This is a genomic window from Mycobacterium sp. GA-1199 (genome assembly GCF_001500045.1).
Taxonomy (GTDB): Bacteria; Actinomycetota; Actinomycetes; order Mycobacteriales; family Mycobacteriaceae; genus Mycobacterium.
In genome coordinates this window covers 171,290-187,487 of sequence record NZ_LQIX01000045.1, presented here as the reverse complement: position 1 = coordinate 187,487, position 16,198 = coordinate 171,290, and the positions used below count along the sequence as shown (strand labels likewise).

Genomic DNA, 16,198 nt, shown 5'->3' with positions numbered 1-16,198 from the left:
GTCCTTCAGGCGTTGCGCTACAGAGTGATTCGCGTCGCTCGCCGTGGCGATACTGACCTTACGCCGATTTCGCGTTGTATGCCGTGTTGCACGACTGAAGTCACGTGAGCGCCGCGTAGCTTCGCGTAATCGACTGTGCTGCATTGGTAAACGATCTGCGACGCGGAGGGATTCGGGCGTAGCGTGTTGCTCAAGTTCGAACGTAGGAGGTAGGTCATGGGCTACGGAATCATGACGCAAGGCGACGCCGAGGCGGTACGTAAGACTGCTGACGGCGTTGATATCAACGTCATTTGGGTTGAGGTGGCCGCGCTGTTGCAGGCGTGAACAGTGAAAAGGCCGCCGTGTCCAACTTGCTGGCTTTCAACACGACCGACCTCGCTTCGGTCGTGGCCCAATCGCTGCAAATTGAGTCGATGAATGTCGCGAGCGAGTTCGGCGTCCCGAAGGCCGTCGCGCTGCCGCCTGCGTATCTGAAGTGCGGCAACACTTTCAGGGATTACGATTTGGCCTCGCGGCTGTCGTACAGATTTCTCCGCGACAGCACCGCGGATGCCGTGCGCGGGCAGATTACCCGACTCTTGGAGTCGGACCTCCAACTCACAACTGGTTTGATTTTGGAATCGCCTGTTCGATCCGACCGAGGACACCAACGAATGGCAGCACCGTTGCTTCGGGCTGTACACGGGCGACGACGGGATCACACCGCCGAGCTTCATGGGCAAGACGTTCACCGAAACGCACTCGCATTACTGGGCTTCTGGTGCGGTGGTTATCGACAGCGCCGATTTGGAGGACGCATACAAAGACATTCAATCCCACGGCTACGGCGTGCAGCCGGGATCACAGCTCTTGGTGCTGTGCCATCAGGACGAAGGCGAGTTGATCGCCACGTTCAGGAGTGGTGTCGAATCACGGGAGGGCGGCCCTGTTGCGAAGCACGATTTTGTGCCCTCAGCGGGTCATCCGCCGATATTGACCGCCGAGAGCATCGTAGGGCAGGCTCCCCCAACGGAATTCGGTGGTCTGCGCGTGCAGGGTGCTTACGGCCCCGGTTGGATCGTCCAGAGTCCAGCAATCCCAACCGGATATGTCGTTGTCGTGGCGAGTGGCGGGCCGGGTAGCGCAGCCAACCCCGTGGCGTTCCGGCAACACGTCAATCCGGCTTACCAAGGGCTTCAGATCATGCCGGGACCAATCCCCGGTTATCCGCTACAGGAGAGCTTCACGGTGCGCGGTTGCGGCGTTGGCACGCGGCACAGGGGTTCGGCCGTCGCAATTCATGTGACCAGCGGGTCAACATACACGCCGCCTAGCATTCCGATGTAGAAGGTTTCCCATGTCTCACAGTCCATTTTGGTGCGATGGCTTCTACGACAGCGGCCAGCCGAGCGAACTCAGCCACGGCGCAGGTCTGACACCGCGCCACCTTCGGCACGCCGCGCTAGAGGACGGCGGTATGTATGCCGCGAAGTCGCCGCCTATGGGATCGGATCGCGAGACACCGTGGCGGCATCACCCGCCCGCGCAGGTGTTGCGGGCATAAACCAGGGTGGCGGCGGCTAAGGCTAATGGGCGCAACCTGGCCACCACCGTCTGCGAAACGAGTGTGCCCGTTGTTGCGGCGGCGGATGAAAGGAACTCAATAGCATCAACAGCCAGGGTCGTACTGAGGCCCTGCGCCTTTAACCGAGGTCGGGTATGCAACGATCTTTTCCAACTTGTACGGTCCACGAGCATCTGCGAACGACGTGGTTTCGAAGCTTCTTTGTTGACCCGTCTGCACACAGTCCACGCGCTCGTCGGATACGACGATGCCACTTGATGTCTTCACAAACGCAACGACTGAAACGTTGAGCGGGCCGTCCTTATCAAGCTTTAGGCGTCCCGTCACAGAGGGGCCAGAAAAACCGTCATCCGCGCGAACAGCTTCTCCGGTCAAGGTCACCGATGGTGAGTTAACGGCATCCCACTGTAGCCATTCCCCCAAGACCGTCAGCTCTACAGAAAAAACAGTTTCTCCTCCTGAAACTGAGAATTCCAAACCGTATTCGCCTCCGGGCGGTAGTTGGTAGATCGTGCAGCATGCCGCGCCAGGAACCCCGCCCTTGCCCACCACCCCGATTACAGCACCCGATTTGTCGATCAACGCCAACTCGAAAGGTGAACGAATCAATCCAACATCGGAGTTGGGATTTCGGAGTCGCACGCTCAGCGACGAGCTCACCTGAGTGAAGCTGACTACTTCAACCTGTTGCGACGGTTCTTTCGCAGTATCGACGGTGGGCAGCTTGATCTCTGACGGTAGTTGAATCTCTGATGGTAGTTGAATCTCTGACGGAAGCTTCAGGCCGCATGCAGACGTTAGCGTTAGCGTTATCAGCATTAACCACGCCACGACGAGTCGGTGCATAACCGAGGATGACAGAGCCGGGCCCCCCGCAGTCATGAGTTTCTTCACGTCCTGCCCTCTTCACGTCAGTGCCTAATTGAAGCCTTTCCCGTTATCTCGCGGCGCGAAACGTGTGTCAGATCGCAAGGCTAGCTCTTCACGGCGATTTTCGGCTTGACCTTTCGGTGGTCGCCGCAGCGCGAGCAGTCGACAACCCCGGATATCAGCCAGACGATGAACATGACGACTAGGAAATCGTCAGCACTTCGCACCCGCCAGCTCCCAGCGGCCAATGACAGGTCTGCGCCGCCACGCCGTGCGCGGCTGACAGCCGAGCTACGGAATTCGTATGTAGTTGCCGCCCGAAAATATGAAGTCATGCACCTCTAGAACGGCTGGCATGGCGTCCACCGGAATGTCAAACGGCACCTTGACCGTGACTTCGAAACCGGGGTTCATTGCGGTCGTGTCTTCAGGGTTGAGCACAGTCGATGCTGACGCTTGGGGTTCGTGTTCTCGTCCGGCGCTATCAATCAATTTTTGCTCGTCTGCCGAAATAGGTATGCGGACGATTTCCGATGTTTTGGACGTTCATGGTCACAATAACGAACTTGCCCCGCGCCTCAATATGTTCGGCCTTTGATGCCGTCTCCACGCTGATGAGTGTGAAGGCGAGTTGGCCGTCGCGAACTTCTTCTACTGAGTGCGGGACCGACTGGGGATTTTGCAGAGACACGGCAATGATGGCCCCCAATGAGGCGGAGAGTGCACCGAACAGCAGTGCAATACCCGCGATCATCACCCAAAAGCCAGCGGGCAACCGTTTCCATTCGATGCCAGCCCACGGCCTGTGTGGCCCTGGACGTTGTGGTGACACTTGCCGGGAGTGCACTGACGGCTGCGTGCCGTAGTAGCCCTGCGGCGCAGATGCGTGAGCCGGGTAGCCAACGTGCTGCGGAGCTGGCGCGTGACCCGGGCGTCCTGACGGCGGCCCGTACGGATAACCGTATGGCGGCGGCCTAGGCGGCGGGTTGTCGTGTGGCACGTTGTCTGTCCCCCATTCCCATCCTTGCTCAGCCGGTCTTCGGCTCAAGCGACGCAAAGTAGTCACCTTCGATTTTCACGTCTTCGACTACTCGCGGGGTCGTTGTGACGCCGATGCCGTACTCCTTCAGCAAGTCGCAGAGCCGGTTGCCGTCAATCAGGTCGACGGGCGGTGCGCCGTCGCGCTTCGACTCGGCCTGCGCGTCGTTTGTGAAGCTGCCAGTCGTGATGAGCAACCCCTTCTCGCCCCGGCCCGCCATCGCACCACGGAAGTCCCGCACCGCAGACGGACCGACCGACCCCCTGTAGCGCTTGCACTGGAAGAACACCGGAAAGCTCAGCAGTGAGATTTGGTACACCCCGAGACCGTCGATACCTCCGTCACCCGAGCGCCCAGTGACAGCGGCGCTAGAGAAACCGGACTCGCGGAGCATCCGTTGGGCAAGGCGCTCAAAGCCCTGTGGCGACATGGCGAGCAGCGTTTCTAGCAGTTCGTCTTTCCATGCATTCTCGGCTTCGGCCTCAACCTGTTCAATTTCGCTTTCGACTGCACTCTTGCCACCGCGCTTCTTCTTGGTCTTGACCTTGTTACGCGTTGCGGCCACGAACTCGGCGTGCAGCGGTGCAATCTGATCCTCAGTCGCCGACTGCCCCGCCTCGGTCACGCTCCATACGCCGCGCTGGCTGTTCGTCAGCAGGCCCATCCCCTTGAGGTACGTCCGCGCCCACGCCAGGCGGTATTGAATTTCCGTTGACGGGCCATCGCCGTGCAAGACGCTTTGCGCTTCCGGCGAGAACTGCTCGCGGTCGATGACTGCCGCCTCCATCTCGGCAATCGACGCCGAACCGCCAAGGGCGATCACGGCCTGAAGCGCTGGCCAAAGCAGATCGGTGTACGCAGGAACCCCCACAGTCATGGCTCAACGATGTCAAACCTGAGGCGAACGCCGCCCACGAATCGGCGGGTCGCACCCGCGCACCCGTTCGATTTGCTGGCGACGATTGCCTTTGTCCCGTCTTTGTCCCGTCTCCGGTGCCATTGCTGCGACCGATCCAAAAGGCGTTGCGCCACAGCGGCGAAGTCATCGACTAACCCTGAAGGGGCTACTTGACCTGCAGCGATACTGACTCTGAGGGGGCTAGCGGCCAGCGCGCTGAGCAGCCTCGCACCGTTGCTCGCAGCGCATCGCCCTAGTCTTCCAAACTAGCTACGCGGGTTCGATTCCCGTCGCCCGCTCCACTCGCCACCAGCGCTAGCGCGGTGGCACGCGCGTTCGACCCGCTCGGCGATCCCTTCATGCACACCCGCGCAACTGACCGCGGTGCCGACATGATCATCGTTATGCTCTCGGCGATGCTCTCCGCGCCGGTACGCTACGCCGCCGAACCGCAGGTCAGCGGAAGTAGGCGCTGATGCGCGTGCTGGCGATGTTCCGCGTGCACAACGGCGAGGACGTGCTGCCGAGGGTGCTCGATGCCCTGGCCGGCTGGTGCGACGACGTCTACGCAGTCGACGACCGCAGCACCGACGCAACGGCGCAGATCCTGCGCGACCATCCCGCGGTCACCAACGTCGTGCACGCCCGCTCCGACCTCCCGCAGACCCCGTGGCTGATCCCCGAACCGCCGGGGCTTGAACTGCTCTACCGCATGGCCGACTTCTGCCGGCCCGACTGGACATTCATGATCGACTCCGATCAGGTGGTCCAGACCGACATCGACATCCGGGCGATGCTTGCCGGCGTCCCCGACGATGTCGCGGCGCTGATGTGTCCGATGATCCCCAGCTGGGACGACCGCGACTACCCGGACATGATCCCGCTGATGGGCACGGCCGAATCGATGCGCGGACCGTTCTGGCGCTGGCGTCCCGGTTTGCGCGCCGGGACGCGCGCGATCCACAACCCGCACTGGCCGGCCAACATCACCGAACACGGCGGCATCGGGGTCGCCAACGACGTACGCCTGCTGCACACCGGGTGGTCGACGCTGGCCGAGCGGATCGCCAAGGTCGAGCACTACCAAAAGCTCGATCCCCACTCCGAGTTGAACTACGGCGTGCCCTACGACCGCGCCCTGCTGTTCGGGTACGCCTACGACGAGCTCGACCTGCTGCGCTCCGACTACCGGCGGCGGGCACGAGGTGACTTCGACCCGGCCGAACCCGGCGCCCGCGTGCCCCTCGATCGCGGCCGACTGGCAATCGCGTCGGGCTACGGCCGCCGCGCCACCGGCTTCCACCCCGGCGTCGACTTTGCGGCGGCACCGGGAACCCCGGTCTACGCCGCGACGTCGGGCACAGTCAGCCGCGTCGTGGACCTCGATGACGAGGGGCTGCAATCGGTGACGATAGCGGGAGCCGACAGTGAGAGCTCCTACGTCTTCAGGCCGGGCGACGGTCGCCGGATCGAGGTCGGCTCCCGGGTCGACGCGGGTGCGCAACTAGGTGTCCTGCAGGCGCAGGCCGAATCTGCCGACGGTTTCCTGCATTTCGAGGTCCGCGTCGACGGTAAGCACGTCAACCCCGTGCGTCATCTGGGGAACATGGGGCTCAAGCCGTGGACGCCGTCGGGGCGTCCGCGCCCGGTGTCGGGCACGTTCCCGCCGTCGTCGCCCTGCAAGATCATCGTCTGAGTTGATTCTCCAGAGCCCGCGCCGACCGGATCGTCGAACGCACCTCCTGGAGCAGCTTGGCCGGATGCTGCTGGTCCATCGCGCTGAGCCGGTTGTACTCGTGCACGCCGAAACCCGCTGACTGCAAACGGATGTCGTATCGCAGTGCCAACGTCCGCAAGGCTTCGAAGTGCAGATAGGGCACCAATGGCTGACCCGTCACCATCAGGCACGACGAGCCGCGCATGCCGGCCGTCTGTGCGGCGAACGTGTACGTGTCAGCCGAATTCGCTCGGCGGCGTTCGGGATCGGGCGACGGCGTCTCGAGAAGGATGACTGGAACTCCGAATTCGTTGCTGTCGGGCGGGAAGCGCCACACCGTCTCGTTGGACTGCACGCGGTCGACACGACGCGGCACGTGCGCGTAGACCTCGTCGACGTCGAGGCCGAACACGTCGCGGGCGGCGGCGACCATCAACTCGAACTCGGTCCGTGCGCCTGGCGCGCAGGCGGCGACGGCGTCGGCTTCGGAGTCCAACAGGCGTCGCGACGCCGCGGCGAGGATGACATTGCCGACGCGGCGGCTCGCAACCATCTCACCGGCGTAGCCGGTCCGGAGCAGATTCGTGTATCGCCCGCCGCCGATGACGACGAGGTGATCGAACTCGGTTCCGCTGGGCTGTAACTCGGCGATGAGTCCGAGTTGATCCGCCAAGCTCTCGATCCGCTCGAGCTGATCACCAGGCAGGTCGAGACGAGGGATCAGCCACCGGACCGCCCCGCCGGCATCCTGGTTGTGGAACCGGGCCGCGCTCTGCTGCCGCGCTTTGGCCCGGTAGTCCCACACTTCGCTGAACTCGTCGAGGAACGCGAGCCGCGCGCTCAGCGTGAGTCCCTTTGGGATGCTCCCGCCGAACATGTCGACCAGTTCGGTCAGGGCGGGATGGGTGCACCACGCCTCGATCTGGCCCCGGTATTCCGCGGCGACGTCGCACATTCGATGCATCCTTTTCGCATACCGCCAGCGGCGCCGGGTGGTAATCATAATGCGGCATATGTCGTGAGACGGGAGCACTTTACGGTGAGGATCCTCGTTACCGGCGGTGCCGGCTTCCAAGGGAGTCACCTCAGCGAAGCCCTCCTCGCAGCCGGGCACCGCGTGACCGTTCTCAACACTTTCTCCGTGACCGGAAAGCAAAATCTGGGCGCGATCGCGAACAATGACCGAGCCGACATCGTGTTCGGCTCGGTCACCGACTGGGAGCTGGTCAGCAAGACGGCGCGCGATCACCAGGTGATCTTTCACCTGGCGGCCAACGTCAACGTCGACAGGTCGCTCAGCGATCCGAGGAGCTTCGTCGACACCAATGTGGCGGGGACGCAGAACGTTTTGGAGGCCGCCCGCCAATACGGGGCACGGCTCATACTCGCGTCGACGTGCGAGGTATACGGCGACGGACATCGCCTGAGCCCGGGCAGCGTGCTGGACGAAACCGCCGAACTGAAGCCGAACAGCCCGTACGCGGCCTCGAAGGCCGCCGCCGATCGTCTCGCGTACTCCTACTACCGGTCCTACGGCATGGACATCACCATCGTCCGGCCGTTCAACATCTTCGGCGAACGCCAGAAGAGCGGCGCGTACGGGGCACTCATCCCCATCCTCGTGCGCAAGGCGTTGACGGGCGAAGACCTCGTGATCTTCGGAGACGGAAGTGCCACCAGGGATTATCTCCACGTCAGCGATGTGGTGAACGCATACCGGCTGGTGTTGAACACGCACGACTTGGCGGGCCGTGCCATCAATGTCGCGAGCGGTGTGAACACGCGTGTACGCGACATCGCCGACTACATCGCCGACAGGTTCGGAACAAAGGTGGTCAACGGGCCCCCACGCCCCGGGGAGGTGACCCGCTTCCCGGCATCGATCGAATTCGCGCGGCGGATCGGCTTCGCTCCCGAAGTGAAGATCTGGGAAGGGATCGATCGCTACATCGAGTGGGCGAAACAGCAGCCTCTTCCGGCCCGCTGAATCGTCGGAGCCTACAACGGCTTTCGGGCCTCAACGAGCACCCGGGTGGGATGGGTGACGAACCGGCCGTGCGCCTCGATGTGTTCGTGCACCGCGCGCAGGCGCGTAAGGTACGGCTCCGCCGTGAAGTCCGGCACCGTCCAGACGAGCTTGCGCAGGAAGTAGACGACCGCGCCGATGTCGTAGTACTCGGCGGTGAGCTTTTCGAGGCGCAGGTCGACCACCTGCAGACCGGCCGCCTGCGCATCGGCGGCCTGCACGGACGGCTGCATGTGCGCGCCCAACTCCGGCATCGGCCCCATAACGGCTTCGATGAGCTCGAGCGCGGTCGCCGGCCCCGGGTGCTGGGCCAGATAGGTCCCGCCGGGCCGCAGGACACGGGCGATCTCGCCCCACCAGACGGCGATCGGGTGGCGACTGCTCACCAGGTCGAACGAGTTGTCGGCGAACGGCAAGGGCGGTTCGTCGCGGGTCTGCACGACCACGACGCCGCGGGGATGGAGCAGACGAGTCGCCTTGGCCGCGTTGGGTGGCCACGATTCGGTGGCCGCCATCGTCGGCGGGAACTTCTCCACCCCGGCGAGCACCTCTCCCCCGCCGGTGTAGAGGTCCAGTGCCGCTGACACCTCACCCAGCCGTCGGCTGAGCAGGCCCTGAAAGCCCCACGACGGTCGCTCTTCGGTGGCGCGGCCGTCGAGCCAGGAGAAGTCCCAGCCGTCGATGGGCTCGGCGGCCGCCTCGGCGACGAGTTCTGTGAACGACCGGCCCATCGAGCTCACCCGGCCACCGCGGTGCGGTCGGGTGCGCGGGTGGCCGCCGCCACGGCCATGGTGCAGAGCAGCAAGACGACCAACACCGGCCAGACTGCGACGATCTGAGCCAGCAGGCCGAAGGCCACGCCGAGGATCCCCGTAACCACAGCGGCGAGCGTAGCGGCGAAGCTGATCAGCACGGGGCGTTGTTCTTCGGGCGCGAACGCGCTGATCCACGACACCGTCGCCGCAGCGATCGCGGCGTTCGACAGGACGACGAGAAAGAAGACGACGCCGTACGCCCACAGGTGTGGCTCGGCGAAGATCAGTTCGTTGGCTAGGCAGATCACCGTCGCTACGCAGCTGATGAACGCACTCGACACGAGCATCCCGCGAATCCCAGACCGGCCAAACACGTTGCGCCACAGGAACGCACCGGCGACCAGCCCCGCCGCCGAACCGATGACGATCATGTGCAGGCTGCCGGCCGTGTCGACGTGGGCCAGCGACGTGCGTAGCGCAAAGAACGTCTCGTTCACCACGAGGGGGACGAAAACGATCTGCGTCGTCAGGAACACCCGGTACCAACCGGTGGTACGGAGCACGGCGAGCCCTTCGCGAAAGTCGTCGACGACACGGCGGGGTGGAGCCACCGTCCCCGGCCTCGACGGTCCGACGATGATCGCGGCCACGACGGCGACGCCCATCGCCGCGGCGCCCAACCAGAGCACATCGAGATGTCCGTCAGCGGTGTCGCGGTTGGGCAGAAGCGGAATGAGCAGTAGCGTGGCCACGACGGTGAGGATCGCCCCGAGGGCCTGCTGGTTGAGTACCAGGTCGTTGCGCTGTGCCCCGGTGATCATGCGCGAGATGATCTCGGCGTAGGCGTTGTTGGCCACTCCCATCGCGCCGCCGATGAGCACCGATGACGAGAGGAACGTGAAGACCACCAGGGTGTTGTGCAATGCGGCCGTGGCGACGATTGCGGTCAGGACGGCGATGGCCCCAGCAGCGCCGGCGATCACGACGTTGGGCCGGTGCCGTGACCGTTTGAGCACCAGCGACGACATCGCATTCCCGAGCACGAAACCGATGCTGAAGCTCGGAACGACGAACCCGGCCGCGATGTCCCTGTCCTCGGACACCAGAAGAAACGGCAGGACCGCGAGCACGCTGCCCAACTGCGCGCCCATGAAATAGAAGGTGCCGAACCCCAGCAGTACCCGATAACGGCTCTGCGCCACGGCCACCGCGGACCCACCCCTCCTGCCGGCGCCTACCGGCCTGTCGATGGTGTCAGTCCGATCCGGGTTGCGCTGAGGAAAAGCCGGCGGATCGGTCCCGATCTCGCAACTCGTCGGAAGCGACTTCCCCCGTTGAGGTATCCGCGCCGAACCCACTTCTTCGCTGAAATTGACGTCTCGGGAAGAACAGTGGGGTCACCGCCTCGTGCGTACCATCCTCTTGCACTCGTTTCGTCGGCGGGCAAGGTACCTGCGGATGCTTGGTTCAATTGGCCAGGCAATTTGCTGCTATTGCGAGTTAGCGACACGTTTCGACCTCCTAAAGGCATCTATTGACACCGAATGCCGTATTTCACCCATATCTCGGTATCACGAAAAGCCGTCCTTTTCTTGTCAATAACTTGACTCATGATCGGCGGTGGCATACCTATCTAGGAAGGAACAATTAAAAGGGGTTTGAATGGGCCCGAACGACATCTCGTGCGTGCCAGCCGCAGATCGGTGGCGGTGGCCCGGGTCGGGTGGAACTGCGGCTGGCACGGCTCCATCGGCCACCCGCGCAGTGCAGGATGTTCGGCCTTTTCCCTCTGGGGCAGGACGTTCGGCCCCTTCCGGAGCAATCACGGCGAAACCTCCGCGAAAGTGTTTCAATAAGCGGACTTATGGGTATGACATAACTACTCTTACCCAGAGTAAAAGTGTGCGTACGGGGGGATAGGTTGCACGTACTGACGGGCTGCGAGCCTGCCCATGTCGGTTTGATCCCAGACGGTATGCGTCGATGGGCGAAAAGCCGCGGCATCTCGTTGGCTGAGGCGTATCTACAGGGCGCCGAGAAGGTAGCCGACATTCTCCAGGTGTTGCGCAGACACCACGTGCGAACCGTGACCGTGTACAACCTGAGCCGGGCCAATCTCGCCCGCAGTCAGGCCGAGCTCGAACCGGTGTTCAACGCCTCGATCCACTTCCTGACCCACCTGATCCCGGCGCGCTTCGAGCCGGACGGCTGCAGTGTGCGGTTGTACGGTGACCGCACGCTGCTACCGGAGGAATACGTCGCCGCGGCCGAGCACGCCGAATCCGTCATGCGCGGAGAGGAATTCCGCATCAACATCCTGGCCGCCTACGACGCCAACGACGAGTTACGAGCGGCCGTCCAGCAAGCGCAGCAACAGGGCGGCGACCTTCACGGCGCCTTCGACATCGAGGACGTCGATCTGGTGATCCGCACCTCCCCCGAGCCTCTGCTCAGCGGATTCCTTCCGTTGCAGACCCAGTACGCTCAACTGCGGTTCTTGACGACGCCGCTCAACGAACTCGAAGAGCGGCACATCGACGAGTTCATCGACGACTACCGGCGCACACCGCAGCTTCGGGGACGGTAGGCACCGATGCACTCCGACCGGCGTCCCGTGATCATCGGCGCAGGCCCTGCCGGCCTCACCGCCGCTCTCGAACTGGCGAAGAACGGCGTCACGGCCCAGGTGTTCGAGGCATCGTCGAACGTCGGAGGTCTGGCGCGCACTCCGGGCGAGCGCGGTTTCCGGGTCGACCCTGGCGGTCATCGCTTCTTCACCAAGAACGAGCAGATCCTCGATATCTGGAAATCCCTGCTTCCGGCCGGTGAGTGGCACTCGGTGTCGAGGCGCTCCGCCATGCTCGTCGACGGCCACTACGTGCCCTATCCGCTGCTCGGCCGAAACCTGCTCACGCAGTTGGGCTATGGGCGCGGAGCACGTGGCCTGGGCAGCCTCCTGTGGTCCAGGATGCGGCGGGGAATGGGCGCGCTCGACGACTCTGCGACCTTCCTCGAGTGGGGCCGGTACCAGTTCGGCGACTACTGGTATCGCATGTTCTTCGACGGGTACGTCCGCAAGACGTGGCTCGCCGAGCCCGCTCAACTCACCAGCGACTGGGCCGAGCAGCGCATCAAGCCGATCGTGTGGGGCGGTCGAGACGCCATGGCCGCCGACGCGTTTCTCTATCCCCGCCGCGGGCCCGGTCAGCTCTGGGACGCCGCAGCATCGGAGCTGGCGCGGTTCGGTGTCGAACCGTCGCTGGACTCACCGGTGGCCAAGCTGAGGTTCGACGGCAGAAGGTGGACGATCGAACTGCGCAACGGGGACACCGTCACGGGAGATGCCATCTTCTCCAGCATGCCCCTGCAGATGTTGGTCAATGCCCTGGAACCCACTCCGCCACAGCAGGTTTGGGAGGCCGCCGCCCAGCTCAAGCACCGAGGGCTGATCACGGTCGCGGTCGCCCTTGCCGAGCGCCGCGAGCTGCCCTTCAACTGGGTGTACACACCGGGCATGGACCTGGGGGTGGGCCGTATCCAGAACTACCGCCAGTGGTCGGATGACCTCACTCCACCGGGCTGGGATGGGACGTACCTGGGGTTCGAGTACTTCATCGGTGCAGGTTCACCGCTATGGACCGCCGATGACGATGACATGCGACGGATTGCCGAAAGCGACCTGCGCACATTGGGTTTCGATCCGTCCACCATCGAGCGGGTCATGGTGGTCCGGTCGCAATTCGCCTATCCGATCTGCAATCCGGCGATGGAGACAAGCGTCGCCCAGATCCGAGATTACCTGCGCAAGCAGTACCCGTCTCTGCATCCGATCGGACGCAACGGCATGCACCGCTACGACAACCAGGACCACGCGATGCTCAGTGCCATGCACAGCGTCAAGCGCTATTTCGGTGAAAGCGTCGATCCCTGGCAGGTCAACAAGGAGCGCCGTTACCACGAGTCCGGGTTGCTGAAGGTCTCGTGACTTCGACCGCCGGGGTCTGGAAGCTCGCGGTTGTCCCTACTCTGCGGGTTTCAGCACCGCCAGGACGGTAAGGATCAGGATCTTGAAGTCGAGGAGAAGCGACCAATTCTCGATGTAGTAGTTGTCGAACTCAGCCCGGTCGGCGATCGAGGTCTGGCCCCGGAGCCCGTGCACCTGTGCCCAACCGGTGATGCCCGCCTTCACTCGATGGCGGTCGCCATAACGGCGGACCTGCATCTCGAAGAGCTCGACGAACTCCGGTCGCTCAGGACGCGGCCCGACCAGCGTCATGTCCCCGCGCAGCACGTTGACCAGTTGGGGTAGTTCATCAAGGGATGCCTTGCGCATGAACTTGCCGATGGACGTGCGTCGGTCGTCGCCTTCCACTCCGCCCGGGGCCGAACCTTCCTTCAGCGCGAACGCATTCGTGGCCGGGCCGACGGGTCGCATGCTGCGGAACTTCAGGCAGTCGAAAACCTTGCCGTCGCGCCCGACGCGTTGCTGACGGAAATAGACGGGGCCCGGGGAGCTCAGCTTCACCAGGATCGCGAGCGTGAGATACAGGGGCGAGATGAGGATCAGCAGGATCGCCGCGATCGTGCGCCCCAGGGTGTGCTTGACGGCGAACTGCCAGCCCTTCGGGTCGGTATGACTGAGCACCAGCAGCGGTATGCCCCCGAGGTGATCGACGTACGTCCCGCCGCCGATGACGTCCATCAGCCGGGGCACCACCCGCACGCGCAGTCCCATGTTCTGTGCCAGCTGAGCGGTGAGGGCCAGCTCATCGTCGGGAGCCGCCGAGGGCCCCACGATGAGCTCCTTGGCGCCGGTGGCCTGAGCGACGACCTCCAGGTTCGCCGTGGATCCGAAGTACGGCACGTCGCCCAACTCCGTGGCCGCGGGCCGCACGTCGTCGAGCACGCCGACGGGGCGCAGACCGTAGTCGGGGAGCTGACGCATCCGTGTGATGAGCTGACGAACAAAGGGACCGGATCCGACGATCAGCGCCGACGATCCGAAGCCGTGCCGTCGCCTCAGATAGCGCTCAGCCAGTGATCTGACGAGGCGGTTCGCCGGCAGCAGGATGGCGGCACAAACCCAGATCCGGATCACCACCTCGCTTGGGCGAACGTAGTCCCCCACCACCGAGCCGGTCGGCAATTCAGGCACGAACACTATGAAGGCGGTGAGCGTCGCCAGCGCCGACACGGCCACCGACGTTTCGACGGGTTCGAAGTCGTCGAGGAAGGTGTGGCCGAGCCTGCGCTTGTACAACGACCGCGTGTGCATGATCACCACGACGATGGGGACGAACAGCCACGAGAGTGCTGCGATATTTCGCTCCGCGACGGGACCCGGCGTCAACCACAGCGCTATTGCGACTGCCCACCCCGCGGACCAGATGTCCAAACCGACGGTGAGCGCCACGTAGCCGGACTCCGTGCGAAAGGTCTCGACCCAGCCCGACTTCCCGCCGCGAGAAGTGGCCGGCGGCATGGCCAAGAGCTGCGGCACCGTGGACCTGAGCCGAGGCTGCGAATCACGGGTGGACGCATTCGCATCAGCCTGCATGCTGCCCCCGATGGAAACCCAGCCCTATAGAAGTGTCTGCAATCGAAACGTTGCCAGTCTAAGCTACGCCGCCGGAATTCCCGGCAATTCGGGTGCCGGCACTAGATTGCCTCATTGCTGCGAGTCAGTGCGCCCGTGAAACATGCGTTCTGTGGCGAGCGCGGCAAGGTCACTGAGGATTTGAAGATGACCCGTGCTCCACAGGCGTGGCTTCGTGTCGTACACACACAGTGTCCCAACGGCATTGCCGGCGTCGTCCATCAGCGGTATGCCGAGATACGCCACCACCGTTCCGTCCTGCACCGCGGGATGCTGCTTGAAAGTCGGATCGATTCGCGCGTCCTCGAGGATCAACGGCGCGCCATTGGCCACCGCGTACTGGCAGACCGAACGCTCGAGCGGTGTTTGCCGATCCTCTGGGGACGCGGACTCTTGACCGACTGCACTCTTGAAGAACTGTCGGTCGACGTCGACAAGAGACACCAGGGCGAAGGGGGCGTCGAGCGCTTCGGCCGCGGCCCGGGTGATCCGGTCGTAGACCGCCTCCGGCGGAGAGTCGAGTAAGCCGGTCCGATGGAGGGCGGCAAGTCGGTCCGGGTCGGTGATGACCTCCGACACGTCCGGCATCGCGGTCTCGTCGAACACGCCTGACGCCACCAGATGAGTTTGCAGATCGTCGATGGCCGGATCTTCAGCGCGCCTCAGATCGATCGCCATCTGTCTCGCGACCGCACGGGCGACGTAGGTGTCGACGCTTTCCCCCGCATCGCGCGCATGCTCTTCGAGCAGGCGGTTGAGGAAGCCGTCGAATCTGCGTACCCACTCCCTCACTTTGTTCACGGTACGCAAATTGACGCGCGAACAGAAATCGAGCGGCCGTTGATCGGGTTTGCCCGAGCCGTCCTGAACCCGCCCACAGCACGGCGCACCATTCGACGCCCACCCAGCGGTTCGTCATCGGGTCCGGGCCGTGAACCTAGGTACGCTGGTCCGCATGAACGGTGTTCTGCTCGTTCTCGTCGTCCTGGTCATCGTCGCTCTCGGCGTCGTTGCCTACGCCGCGATGAGGGCCTCCGATCGGCGCAAGGTCGCCTCCCTGGACGACGCCAAGGCCGACGCACGCCGCGTCATCGAACGTCTCGGCGGACAGGTGATCGGTTTGACCGGAACCGACGAGGCGTCGAAGCAGGCGCTGGCCGACGCATCCGAGCGCTACACCGCGGCCGGGTCGCAGATCGACCAGGCCAACACCGCCAAGCAGGCATTGCTGGCCAAGGAGAGCGCGCTGGAAGGCCTCTATTACGTGCGCGCCGCCCGCGTCGCGATGGGCATGGATCCCGGTCCCGAACTCGAAACGCTCGCCGGTCAGCGGTCGGCAGGCACGGTCACCGAGGATCGCAAGGTCGATTTCGAGGGCCGCCAGATCGAGGCCTCGCCGACTCCCTCAGAGCGCACCCCGAACTACTACCCCGGCGGCCGTGTCGCGGGTCGGCCGGTGCCCGCGGGTTGGTATTCCGAGCCATGGTGGAAGCCCGCGCTCGTCGCCGGCGCCTGGGGCCTGGGCTCGGTGCTGCTGTTCGACGCCTTGTTCTCCGGCATGCACGGCAGCGGCTACGAGCAGGGCTTCGCCCAGGGATACGACCAAGGTTTCGACCAGGGTCAGGATCCCGGCGGCGACTGGGGCGGTGACGGTGGCGGAGATTGGGGTGGCGGCGACTGGGGCGGCGGCGACATCGGCGGCGGCTTCGGCGATTTCGGCGGCTTCTGAC

16 protein-coding genes are annotated in these 16,198 nt (G+C 64.0%); 7 read left to right on the top strand and 9 right to left on the bottom strand.

Translation table 11 applies throughout. The features are described 5' to 3' along the window. Positions 1–717 precede the first annotated feature (717 nt). Complete coding sequence (locus tag AU198_RS26285; RefSeq protein ID WP_156431688.1) at positions 718–1,329, top strand: hypothetical protein; 612 nt, start codon at positions 718–720, stop codon at positions 1,327–1,329. A gap of 322 nt (positions 1,330–1,651) precedes the next feature. On the opposite strand, the gene AU198_RS26280 is transcribed toward AU198_RS26285, so the two are convergent. The 4 genes from AU198_RS26280 to AU198_RS20435 form a co-directional block, all read right to left on the bottom strand. Then, the gene (locus AU198_RS26280) at positions 1,652–2,461 is read right to left on the bottom strand and encodes a hypothetical protein (protein ID WP_156431687.1); all 810 of its coding nucleotides are present in this window, start codon (positions 2,459–2,461) and stop codon (positions 1,652–1,654) included. A 267-nt stretch (positions 2,462–2,728) separates the two neighbouring features. Beyond that, positions 2,729–2,929: a DUF4352 domain-containing protein gene (locus AU198_RS26940; protein WP_197416175.1), complete on the bottom strand. Its 201-nt coding sequence runs from the start codon at positions 2,927–2,929 to the stop codon at positions 2,729–2,731. Continuing rightward, positions 2,922–3,194, bottom strand: a complete 273-nt coding sequence (locus AU198_RS20440; RefSeq protein ID WP_197416174.1) for a DUF4352 domain-containing protein — start codon at positions 3,192–3,194, stop codon at positions 2,922–2,924. Before AU198_RS20440 ends, AU198_RS26940 begins: the two co-directional genes overlap by 8 nt. A gap of 271 nt (positions 3,195–3,465) precedes the next feature. Continuing rightward, complete coding sequence (locus AU198_RS20435) at positions 3,466–4,353, bottom strand: restriction endonuclease (protein WP_064350384.1); 888 nt, start codon at positions 4,351–4,353, stop codon at positions 3,466–3,468. Positions 4,354–4,697: 344 nt separating this feature from the next. Here AU198_RS20435 and AU198_RS26275 point away from each other — a divergent pair, with 344 nt between their 5' ends. Further along, positions 4,698–4,850: a hypothetical protein gene (locus AU198_RS26275; RefSeq protein WP_156431685.1), complete on the top strand. Its 153-nt coding sequence runs from the start codon at positions 4,698–4,700 to the stop codon at positions 4,848–4,850. Then, the gene (locus AU198_RS20430) at positions 4,850–6,070 is read left to right on the top strand and encodes a peptidoglycan DD-metalloendopeptidase family protein (RefSeq protein ID WP_064350383.1); all 1,221 of its coding nucleotides are present in this window, start codon (positions 4,850–4,852) and stop codon (positions 6,068–6,070) included. Before AU198_RS26275 ends, AU198_RS20430 begins: the two co-directional genes overlap by 1 nt. Here AU198_RS20430 and AU198_RS20425 read toward each other — a convergent pair. Then, positions 6,060–7,046, bottom strand: coding sequence for a hypothetical protein (locus tag AU198_RS20425; RefSeq protein ID WP_231744732.1), 987 nt, complete (start codon positions 7,044–7,046; stop codon positions 6,060–6,062). The two genes, AU198_RS20430 and AU198_RS20425, sit on opposite strands and share 11 nt — an antisense overlap. Positions 7,047–7,130: 84 nt before the next feature. Between AU198_RS20425 and AU198_RS20420 the strand changes: the two genes are divergently transcribed. After that, positions 7,131–8,078 (top strand): dTDP-glucose 4,6-dehydratase, encoded by a 948-nt coding sequence (locus AU198_RS20420; RefSeq protein WP_064350381.1) that lies wholly within the window; start codon positions 7,131–7,133, stop codon positions 8,076–8,078. An 11-nt stretch (positions 8,079–8,089) separates the two neighbouring features. On the opposite strand, the gene AU198_RS20415 is transcribed toward AU198_RS20420, so the two are convergent. Both AU198_RS20415 and AU198_RS20410 read right to left on the bottom strand, forming a co-directional pair. Beyond that, entirely contained in the window at positions 8,090–8,848 is a 759-nt protein-coding gene (locus AU198_RS20415) for a class I SAM-dependent methyltransferase (RefSeq protein ID WP_064350486.1), read from the bottom strand. Between the two features lie 5 nt (positions 8,849–8,853). After that, positions 8,854–10,080, bottom strand: coding sequence for a hypothetical protein (locus AU198_RS20410; protein ID WP_064350380.1), 1,227 nt, complete (start codon positions 10,078–10,080; stop codon positions 8,854–8,856). Between the two features lie 767 nt (positions 10,081–10,847). Here AU198_RS20410 and AU198_RS20405 point away from each other — a divergent pair. Together AU198_RS20405 and AU198_RS20400 are read left to right on the top strand one after the other, a co-directional pair. Beyond that, on the top strand, positions 10,848–11,459 hold the full coding sequence (locus tag AU198_RS20405; RefSeq protein ID WP_064350379.1) for an undecaprenyl diphosphate synthase family protein: 612 nt from the start codon (positions 10,848–10,850) through the stop codon (positions 11,457–11,459). Positions 11,460–11,465: 6 nt separating this feature from the next. Next, positions 11,466–12,857, top strand: coding sequence for an FAD-dependent oxidoreductase (locus tag AU198_RS20400; RefSeq protein ID WP_064350378.1), 1,392 nt, complete (start codon positions 11,466–11,468; stop codon positions 12,855–12,857). Positions 12,858–12,893: 36 nt separating this feature from the next. Here AU198_RS20400 and AU198_RS20395 read toward each other — a convergent pair whose 3' ends face one another. Beyond that, positions 12,894–14,429 carry a sugar transferase gene (locus tag AU198_RS20395; protein WP_064350377.1) on the bottom strand — a complete coding sequence of 512 codons (1,536 nt, stop codon included), beginning with the start codon at positions 14,427–14,429 and terminating at the stop codon, positions 12,894–12,896. A 111-nt stretch (positions 14,430–14,540) separates the two neighbouring features. Then, entirely contained in the window at positions 14,541–15,260 is a 720-nt protein-coding gene (locus tag AU198_RS20390) for a GAF domain-containing protein (protein WP_064350485.1), read from the bottom strand. A gap of 163 nt (positions 15,261–15,423) precedes the next feature. Here AU198_RS20390 and AU198_RS20385 point away from each other — a divergent pair, with 163 nt between their 5' ends. After that, a complete protein-coding gene (locus AU198_RS20385; RefSeq protein WP_064350484.1) occupies positions 15,424–16,197 on the top strand; it encodes a hypothetical protein in 774 nt (257 codons plus the stop codon). The last annotated feature ends 1 nt before the right edge of the window (position 16,198 follow it).